The organism is Streptomyces sp. NPDC038707 (genome assembly GCF_040636485.1).
Classification (GTDB): domain Bacteria; phylum Actinomycetota; class Actinomycetes; order Streptomycetales; family Streptomycetaceae; genus Streptomyces.
In genome coordinates this window covers 82,431-91,106 of record NZ_JBEZUP010000033.1, presented here as the reverse complement: position 1 = coordinate 91,106, position 8,676 = coordinate 82,431, and the positions used below count along the sequence as shown (strand labels likewise).

Genomic DNA, 8,676 nt, shown 5'->3' with positions numbered 1-8,676 from the left:
GCGATCATCAGGGACAGGCCGATCGCCGAGTCGTAGGAGTACCGGCCGCCGACCCAGTCCCAGAACTCGAACATGTTGTCCGTGTCGATGCCGAAGTCGGCGACCTTCCCGGCGTTCGTGGACAGTGCCACGAAGTGCTTCGCCACGGCCTTCTCGTCGCCGTCGAACGCGTTCAGCAGCCAGGTCCGCGCCGAGGTGGCGTTCGTGATCGTCTCGATCGTCGTGAACGTCTTGGACGCGACGATGAACAGGGTCTCGGCCGGGTCGAGGTCGCGGACCGCCTCGTGCAGGTCGGCGCCGTCCACGTTCGACACGAAGCGGAAGGTCAGCTCGCGCGCGGTGTAGGGGCGCAGCGCCTCGTAGGCCATGGCGGGGCCGAGGTCGGAGCCGCCGATGCCGATGTTGACCACGTTGCGGATCGGCCGGCCGGTGTGCCCGGTCCACTCGCCGGAGCGGACCCGGTCGGCGAAGCGGGCCATCTGGTCGAGCACCGCGTGCACCTTGGGCACGACGTTCTCGCCGTCGACCTCGATCACGGCGTCCCGGGGGGCGCGCAGCGCGGTGTGCAGCACCGCCCGGTCCTCGGTGACGTTGATCTTCTCGCCGCGGAACATGGCGTCCCGCAGCGCGGACACGCCGGTGGCGGTGGCGAGTTCCTGGAGCAGGGCCAGGGTCTCGTCGGTGATCAGGTGCTTGCTGTAGTCGATGTACAGGTCGCCGACCCGTACGACGTACCGCTCCGCGCGGCCGGGGTCCTTCGCGAACAGCTCGCGCAGGTGCGGGCGGCCCTGGGCGCGGTGGTCGGCGAGGGCCGTCCACTCGGGGCGGTGGGTGAGCTTCGGGAACTCTGCCATCTCAGGCGTTCTCCTTGGGGGCCACGCCCTGGAGGGCGATGGCGTACATCTCGTCGGCGTCGAGGCGGCGCAGCTCCTCGGCGATGAGTTCGGAGGTGGCGCGGACCTTCAGGGCGAGGGTGCGCGGCGGCTGGCCGGGCAGGCTCAGCGTGGCCAGCGGGCCCTCGGGCCGGTCCACGACGATGTCGCCGTTCGCGGTGCCGAGACGGACGGCCGTCACGAACGGACCGGCGCTGTGCGCCCGGTCGACGGACACCTTGAGGCGGGCCTCGAGCCAGCGGGCGAGCAGCTCGGCGCTGGGGTTCTCGGCCTCCGCCTCCACGGTCGCCGACGTGATCGGCACCCGGGCCTGGTCCAGGGCGGCGGCCAGCATCGACCGCCACAGGGTCAGCCGGGTCCAGGCCAGGTCGGTGTCGCCGGGCGCGTAGCAGCGGGCGCGGGTGTTCAGGACCTCCAGCGGCCGCTCGACGGCGTACAGGTCGGTGATCCGGCGCTGGGCGAGCGCGCCCAGGGGGTCCTTGGCGGGGGCCTCGGGGGCCTCCACGGGCCACCACACGACGACCGGGGCGTCCGGCAGCAGCAGCGGCAGCACCACCGAGTCGGCGTGGTCGGACACCTCGCCGTAGGTGCGCAGCACCACCGTCTCGCCGGTGCCGGCCTCGGAGCCGACCCGCACCTCGGCGTCCAGCCGGGAGTGGGTGCGGTCGCGCAGGGTGCGGGCGTGCCGCTTGATGACGACCAGGGTCCGCGAGGGGTGTTCGCGCGAGGCGTCCTCCGCGGCCTTGATCGAGTCGTAGGCGTTCTCCTCGTCCGTGACGATGACCATCGTCAGGACCATGCCCACGGCCGGCGTCCCGATGGCGCGGCGGCCCCGCACCAACGCCTTGTTGATCTTGCTTGCCGTGGTGTCGGTCAGGTCGATCTTCATGGCCTGCGCCAGCTCCGTCCGTCTCGTGCGAGCATCTCGTCGGCTTCCCTCGGTCCCCAGCTGCCCGACGCGTACTGCGCGGGCCTGCCGTGCGCCGCCCAGTACTCCTCGATCGGGTCGAGGATCTTCCAGGACTCCTCCACTTCCTGGTGCCGCGGGAAGAGGTTGGCGTCGCCGAGCAGCACGTCCAGGATGAGCCGCTCGTACGCCTCCGGGCTCGACTCGGTGAACGACTCGCCGTAGGCGAAGTCCATCGACACGTCCCGGATCTCCATCGAGGTGCCCGGCACCTTCGACCCGAACCGGACGGTCATGCCCTCGTCGGGCTGGACCCGGATGACGATGGCGTTCTGGCCCAGCTCCTCGGTGGCGGTGGAGTCGAACGGGGAGTGCGGGGCCCGCTTGAAGACCACCGCGATCTCGGTGACCCGGCGGCCCAGCCGCTTGCCGGTGCGCAGGTAGAAGGGCACCCCGGCCCAGCGGCGGTTGTCGATGCCCAGCTTGATCGCGGCGAAGGTGTCGGTCTTCGACTTGGGGTCGATGCCGTCCTCCTCCAGATAGCCGACGACCTTCTCGCCGCCCTGCCACCCGGCCGCGTACTGGCCGCGCACGGTGTGCCGGCCCAGGTCCTCCGGCAGCCGTACCGACTTCAGCACCTTCAGCTTCTCGGTGAGCAGCGCCTCGGCGTCGAACGCGATCGGCTCCTCCATGGCGGTGAGCGCCATCAGCTGGAGCAGGTGGTTCTGGATGACGTCACGGGCGGCGCCGATGCCGTCGTAGTACCCGGCCCGGCCGCCGATGCCGATGTCCTCGGCCATGGTGATCTGCACGTGGTCGACGTAGGACCGGTTCCAGATCGGCTCGTACATCTGGTTGGCGAAGCGCAGCGCCAGGATGTTCTGGACGGTCTCCTTGCCGAGGTAGTGGTCGATGCGGAACACCTGGTCCGGCTCGAACACCTCGTGCACGATCGCGTTCAGCTCGCACGCGCTGGCCAGGTCGTGCCCGAACGGCTTCTCGATGACGGCGCGCCGCCAGGAGCCCTCGGGCGGGTTCGCCAGCCCGTGCTTCTTCAGCTGCTGCACGACCTTCGGGAAGAACTTCGGCGGCACCGAGAGGTAGAAGGCGAAGTTGCCGCCGGTGCCGCGGGAGGCGTCCAGCTCCTCGACGGCGTCCTTCAGCTGCTTGAAGGCGGTGTCGTCGTCGAAGTCGCCGGGGATGAACCGCATGCCCTCGGCGAGCTGCTGCCACACCTCCTCGCGGAAGGGGGTGCGGGCGTGCTCGCGCACGGCGTCGTGGACGACCTGCGCGAAGTCCTGGTCTTCCCACTCGCGGCGGGCGAACCCGACGAGGGAGAAGCCCGGCGGCAGCAGGCCGCGGTTGGCCAGGTCGTAGACGGCCGGCATCAGCTTCTTGCGGGACAGGTCGCCGGTCACCCCGAAGATGACCAGTCCCGACGGCCCGGCGATGCGGGGCAGCCGGCGGTCACGGGCGTCCCGCAGCGGGTTCGCCCAGTCGGCGGCCGGGATCACCGGCACGCGCACCTGTTCGGATGCCTGGGCGGCGGGGGCGTTGTCGGTCATCGGGCGTCAGCTCCCTTGCTCTTCAGGGACGTGGCGACGGCGTCCAGCAGCTCCTGCCAGGCGGCCTCGAACTTGGCGACGCCCTCGTCCTCCAGCTGCTGGACGACCTCGTCGTAGGAGATGCCGAGCCGCTCCACGGCGGCCAGGTCGGCGCGCGCCTGCTCGTAGCCGCCGGTCACCGTGTCACCGGTGATCTCGCCGTGGTCGGCGACGGCGTTCAGGGTGGCCTCGGGCATGGTGTTGACCGTGCCGGGCGCGACCAGCTCGTCCACGTACAGGGTGTCCTTGTACGAGGGGTCCTTCACCCCGGTGGAGGCCCACAGCGGGCGCTGCTCGTTGGCGCCCGCCTCCTTCAGGGCCTGCCAGCGGCCGGAGGCGAAGACCTCCTCGTACGCCTCGTAGGCCAGCCGGGCGTTGGCGAGGGCCGCGCGGCCCTTGAGGCCCCGGGCTTCTTCGGTGCCGAGGGCGGTCAGCCGCTTGTCGATCTCGCTGTCCACGCGGGAGACGAAGAAGGACGCCACCGAGTGGATGCCGGACAGGTCGATGCCGCGCTCGCGGGCCTTCTCCAGGCCGGCCAGGTAGGCGGCCATGACCTCGCGGTAGCGCTCCAGGGAGAAGATCAGGGTCACGTTGACGCTGATGCCGAGGCCGATCACCTCGGTGATCGCGGGCAGGCCGGCCCTGGTCGCCGGAATCTTGATCATCACGTTGGGCCGGTCGACCAGCCAGGCGAGCTGCTTGGCCTCGGCGACGGTGGCCCCGGTGTGGTGGGCCAGGCGCGGGTCGACCTCGATGGAGACCCGGCCGTCCCGGCCCTCGGAGGCGTCGTACACGTCCCGCAGGATGTCGGCGGCGTCGCGCACGTCGGCGGTGGTCATCATGCGTACGGCCTCGTCGACCGTGACGCCGCGGACGGCGAGGTCGGCGAGCTGCTCCTCGTAGCCCTCTCCGGAGCCGATGGCGGCCTGGAAGATGGACGGGTTCGTGGTGACACCGACGGCGCTTCCGCTCGCCACCAGCTCGGCGAGGCTGCCCGAGGTGATCCGCTTGCGCGACAGGTCGTCCAGCCAGATGGACACGCCCTCGTCGGCGAGGCGCTTGAGGGCTCCCGGGGTCGCGATTGCTTCGGTCACTGTGCTCATCTTTCTACTTCTGCGTCGGTATCGGGCGCGGGATGCGCCGCTCTCGGTGGTCTCGGTGGCGGGCCGGTGTCAGGCGCGCGCGGCGGCGAGCGACTCGCGGGCCTTCGCGGCGACGTTCTCGGGGGTGAAGCCGTACTCGGCGAACAGGGTCTTCGCGTCCGCGGAGGCGCCGAAGTGCTCCAGCGACACGATGCGTCCCGCGTCGCCGACGTAGCGGTACCAGGTCAGGCCGATCCCGGCCTCCACGGCGACCCGGGCCTTCACGGCGGGCGGCAGCACCCGCTCGCGGTACTCGCGCGGCTGCTCCTCGAACCACTCCACGGACGGCATCGACACCACCCGGGTGCCGGTCCCCTCGGCCTCCAGCAGCTCCCGCGCGGCCACGGCGAGGTGCACCTCGGAGCCCGTCGCGATGATGATCACCTCCGGGACCTCCGTCGAGGACTCGCGCAGTACGTAGCCGCCCTTGGCCGCGTCCTCGTCCGGCGCGTACACCGGCACGCCCTGGCGGGTCAGCGCGAGCCCGTGCGGGGCCGGGTGGGTGGCGTGCCTCTTCAGGATCTCGGCCCAGGCGATGGCGGTCTCGTTGGCGTCCGCCGGGCGGACGACGTTCAGGCCCGGGATGGCGCGCAGCGAGGCCAGGTGCTCGACCGGCTGGTGGGTGGGGCCGTCCTCGCCGAGGCCGATGGAGTCGTGCGTCCACACGTACGTCACCGGGAGCTGCATCAGCGCCGACATGCGTACCGCGTTGCGCATGTAGTCGGAGAAGACGAGGAAGGTGCCGCCGTAGATCCGGGTGTTGCCGTGCAGGGCGATGCCGTTCATCTCCGCGGCCATGGAGAACTCGCGGATCCCGAAGTGCACGGTACGGCCGTACGGGTCTGCCTCGGGCAGCGGGTTGCCCGCCGGCAGGAAGGAGCTGGTCTTGTCGATGGTGGTGTTGTTGGAGCCGGCCAGGTCGGCGGAGCCGCCCCACAGCTCGGGGACGACGGGGCCGAGGGCCTGGAGCACCTTGCCGGAGGCGGCGCGGGTGGCGACCGACTTGCCCTCCTCGAACACGGGCAGGGCGTTCTCCCAGCCGGCGGGCAGCTCGCCCTTGCTCACCCGGTCGAACAGCTCGGCCCGCTCCGGCTGGGCGGTGCGCCACTCGGCGATCCGCTTGTCCCAGGCCGCGTGCGCCTCGGCGCCCCGGTCCAGGGCCCGGCGGGTGTGGGTCAGGACCTCGTCCGCGACCTCGAAGGTCTGCTCCGGGTCGAAGCCGAGCAGCCGCTTGGTGGCGGCGATCTCCTCCTCGCCGAGCGCGGAACCGTGGGAGGCCTCGGTGTTCCGCGCGTTCGGGGCGGGCCAGGCGATGATCGTGCGCATCGCGATGATCGAGGGCCGCTCCGTCTCGGCCTGCGCGGCCTTCAGCGCCCGGTACAGGGCGGGGGCGTCGATGTCGCCCTCGGCCGTCGGCTCGATCCGCTGGGTGTGCCAGCCGTAGGCCTCGTACCGCTTCAGCACGTCCTCGGAGAAGGCGGTCGCGGTGTCGCCCTCGATGGAGATGTGGTTGTCGTCGTAGAGGAAGACCAGGTTGCCGAGCTTCTGGTGGCCGGCCAGCGAGGACGCCTCGGCGGAGACGCCCTCCTGGAGGTCGCCGTCGGAGACGATCGCCCAGATGGTGTGGTCGAAGGGGGAGGTGCCGGCCGGGGCGTCCGGGTCGAACAGGCCGCGCTCGTAGCGGGCGGCCATGGCCATGCCCACGGCGTTGGCCACGCCCTGGCCGAGCGGGCCGGTGGTGGTCTCCACACCGGCGGTGTGGCCGTACTCGGGGTGGCCCGGCGTCTTCGAGCCGTGCGTGCGGAACGCCTTCAGGTCGTCCAGCTCCAGCTCGTACCCGGCGAGGTAGAGCTGGGTGTAGAGGGTCAGCGAGGTGTGGCCGGGAGAGAGGACGAAGCGGTCACGACCGGTCCACTCGGGGTCCGCCGGGTCGTGCCGCATCACCTTCTGAAAGATCGTGTACGCGGCAGGTGCCAGGCTCATCGCGGTGCCGGGGTGCCCGTTGCCCACCTTCTGCACGGCGTCGGCCGCCAGAAGCCGGGCGGTGTCCACGGCGCGCCGGTCGAGGTCGGTCCACTCGAAGCCGTCGGAGGTCTGCGTCGTCATCTTCAAGAAGTCCTCGTTGAGTGCGGGATGGCTGGCCTGACGTGTTCAAACTTAAAAGTCTGACTTTTTCGAGGGAAGGTCGGGGTGTGTCAGCCTGTGGTGAATCTGGGACAGTGATCGCACGACAGGAACGGTACGAAAAGGGCATGGCGGGCATGTTGGGGCAGTCTGGCGGCGGCGGAGCCGTGAGAGAGGACGCCGGCGGCGAGGCGGCGGGTGGTGGCGAGACGGGCGCCGGCGACGGGATCAGAACCTTCCCCTTCCCGGCCGAGCTGGCCGTCGGCGGCGTCGGCATGCAGATCGGCCCCATGGGCACCGACCGCACCTGGCACGCCGAGGCCCCCCTTCATCGCGTCCACCGCATCGACTTCCACGTGGTCATGATCTTCACCGGTGGCCCCGTACGGCACATGATCGACTTCGCCGAGTACGAGGCCGGCGCCGGCGACCTGCTGTGGATCCGGCCGGGACAGGTCCACCGCTTCTCCCGGGAATCCGAGTACCGCGGAACCGTCCTGACCATGCAGCCCGGCTTTCTGCCCCGCTCCACCGTCGAGGCCACGGGCCTGTACCGCTACGACCTGCCGCCGCTGCTGCACCCCGGCCCGGCGCAGCTCACCGCGCTCCGGGCCGCCCTCGACCAGCTCCGCCGGGAGTACGAGGACACCGCCACGCTCCCGCTCAGCCTGCACACCGCCGTCCTGCGGCACGCGCTGACCGCGGTGCTGCTGCGCCTCGCCCATCTCGCCGCCAGCTCCGCGGAAACGTCCCCGCAGCACGCCGACAGCACCTTCACCCGCTTCCGGGACGCCGTCGAGCAGGGCTTCGCCGGCAACCACAGCGTCAGCGCCTACGCCGACGCCCTCGGCTACTCCCGCCGCACCCTGGTGCGTGCCGTGCGCGCGGCCACCGGCGAGACCCCCAAGGGCTTCATCGACAAACGGGTCGTCCTGGAGGCCAAGCGCCTCCTCGCGCACACGGACATGCCGATCGGCCGCGTCGGGGCGGCCGTGGGCTTTCCCGACGCGGCCAACTTCTCCAAGTTCTTCCACCTGCACACCGGCCAGACCCCGGTGGCCTTCCGGGCGGAGCTGCGTTAGGCCCGCTCGTCCGTCCGGCGGCCGGCGCGCACCCGGATGCCCAGGTCGCTGACCTGGTCCAGGTGGCGCAGCTTGTCGGGGTTGTTGATGGAGTGGACCGTGTGGATCCGGTCCTCGGCGATGCCGAGTTCCATGACGGCGACCAGCTCGTCCCGCGCGTCGTACGCCAGTGCGCCGGGCTGCCCGTTGACCTCGGCGAGGCGGACGCGTACGCCGTGCCGTGCGTAGACGGCGAAGCCCCGCAGCACGGTCCGTGCCACCCGCTCCCGCCCGTGCACCGGCCGGCCGAGCGCCGGGACCTTGCCGCCGCCGTCGCCGCGCAGCGCCACGTCCTGGGCCAGCAGCGCCTCCAGCGCCCGCAGGTCCCCCTGCCGGGCGGCGGCGAAGAAGCCGTTCGCCAGCTCCTCCCGCTGCCGCCGTGAGGCGTGGTAGCGCGCCCGGCGGCTGCCGAGGTGCGCGCGGGCCCGCGCGACCAGGTGCCGCGTGCCGTCCACGTCGGTCCCGAGGATCCGCGCGACCTCCGGGTACGGATAGTCGAACACCTCGCGCAGCAGGAAAGCGGCCCGCTGGCGCGGGGTCAGGTTCTCCAGCAGGACGAGGAAGGCCAGCGAGAGCGAGTCGGCGGTCTCCGCGTGGTCGGCCGGAGTGGGACCGGTGACCAGCGGTTCGGGGAGCCACTCGCCGACGTAGCTCTCCCGCCGCACCCGGGCCGAGCGCAGCTGGTCGATGGCCAGCCGGGTGACCAGGGTGGCGAGGTAGGCGCGCGGCGAGGCGATGGGCTCGTCCCGCCGCCGGGCCCGGTGCATCCGCAAGAACGCCTCCTGGACGACGTCCTCGGCCTCGCTCACGCTGCCGAGCATGCGGTAGGCGATGGCGAAGGCCCGGGGGCGCAGCTCGTCGTAGAGGTCGGGGGAAGACATGCCG

6 protein-coding genes and 1 pseudogene are annotated in these 8,676 nt (G+C 71.5%); 1 reads left to right on the top strand and 6 read right to left on the bottom strand.

What is annotated here, in order from left to right; all coding sequences use genetic code 11:
* The 5 genes and pseudogenes from AB0E62_RS32240 to tkt form a co-directional block, all read right to left on the bottom strand.
* Positions 1-854, bottom strand: a pseudogene (locus AB0E62_RS32240) (glucose-6-phosphate isomerase); the annotation flags it as partial.
* Position 855: 1 nt separating this feature from the next.
* Positions 856-1,782: a glucose-6-phosphate dehydrogenase assembly protein OpcA gene (gene opcA / locus AB0E62_RS32235; RefSeq protein ID WP_362201828.1), complete on the bottom strand. Its 927-nt coding sequence runs from the start codon at positions 1,780-1,782 to the stop codon at positions 856-858.
* Entirely contained in the window at positions 1,779-3,365 is a 1,587-nt protein-coding gene (gene zwf / locus AB0E62_RS32230) for a glucose-6-phosphate dehydrogenase (RefSeq protein ID WP_362201825.1), read from the bottom strand. The genes opcA and zwf overlap by 4 nt, the downstream gene beginning before the upstream one ends.
* Positions 3,362-4,507 carry a transaldolase gene (gene tal, locus AB0E62_RS32225; protein WP_362201823.1) on the bottom strand — a complete coding sequence of 382 codons (1,146 nt, stop codon included), beginning with the start codon at positions 4,505-4,507 and terminating at the stop codon, positions 3,362-3,364. Before tal ends, zwf begins: the two co-directional genes overlap by 4 nt.
* A gap of 69 nt (positions 4,508-4,576) precedes the next feature.
* On the bottom strand, positions 4,577-6,652 hold the full coding sequence (gene tkt, locus AB0E62_RS32220) for a transketolase (RefSeq protein ID WP_362201820.1): 2,076 nt from the start codon (positions 6,650-6,652) through the stop codon (positions 4,577-4,579).
* 146 nt (positions 6,653-6,798) lie between these two features.
* Here tkt and AB0E62_RS32215 point away from each other — a divergent pair, with 146 nt between their 5' ends.
* Positions 6,799-7,752 carry an AraC family transcriptional regulator gene (locus AB0E62_RS32215; protein ID WP_362201817.1) on the top strand — a complete coding sequence of 318 codons (954 nt, stop codon included), beginning with the start codon at positions 6,799-6,801 and terminating at the stop codon, positions 7,750-7,752.
* Here AB0E62_RS32215 and AB0E62_RS32210 read toward each other — a convergent pair.
* Complete coding sequence (locus tag AB0E62_RS32210; protein WP_362201815.1) at positions 7,749-8,672, bottom strand: RNA polymerase sigma-70 factor; 924 nt, start codon at positions 8,670-8,672, stop codon at positions 7,749-7,751. The genes AB0E62_RS32215 and AB0E62_RS32210 overlap by 4 nt on opposite strands.
* Positions 8,673-8,676 lie beyond the last annotated feature (4 nt).

Coding starts and splice junctions, on each gene's coding strand:
- AB0E62_RS32210 (WP_362201815.1), bottom strand. CDS start 8,672: ATGTCTTCCCCCGACCTCTACGACGAGCTGCGCCCCCGGGCCTTCGCC.
- zwf (WP_362201825.1), bottom strand. CDS start 3,365: ATGACCGACAACGCCCCCGCCGCCCAGGCATCCGAACAGGTGCGCGTG.
- opcA (WP_362201828.1), bottom strand. CDS start 1,782: ATGAAGATCGACCTGACCGACACCACGGCAAGCAAGATCAACAAGGCG.
- AB0E62_RS32215 (WP_362201817.1), top strand. CDS start 6,799: ATGGCGGGCATGTTGGGGCAGTCTGGCGGCGGCGGAGCCGTGAGAGAG.
- tkt (WP_362201820.1), bottom strand. CDS start 6,652: ATGACGACGCAGACCTCCGACGGCTTCGAGTGGACCGACCTCGACCGG.
- tal (WP_362201823.1), bottom strand. CDS start 4,507: ATGAGCACAGTGACCGAAGCAATCGCGACCCCGGGAGCCCTCAAGCGC.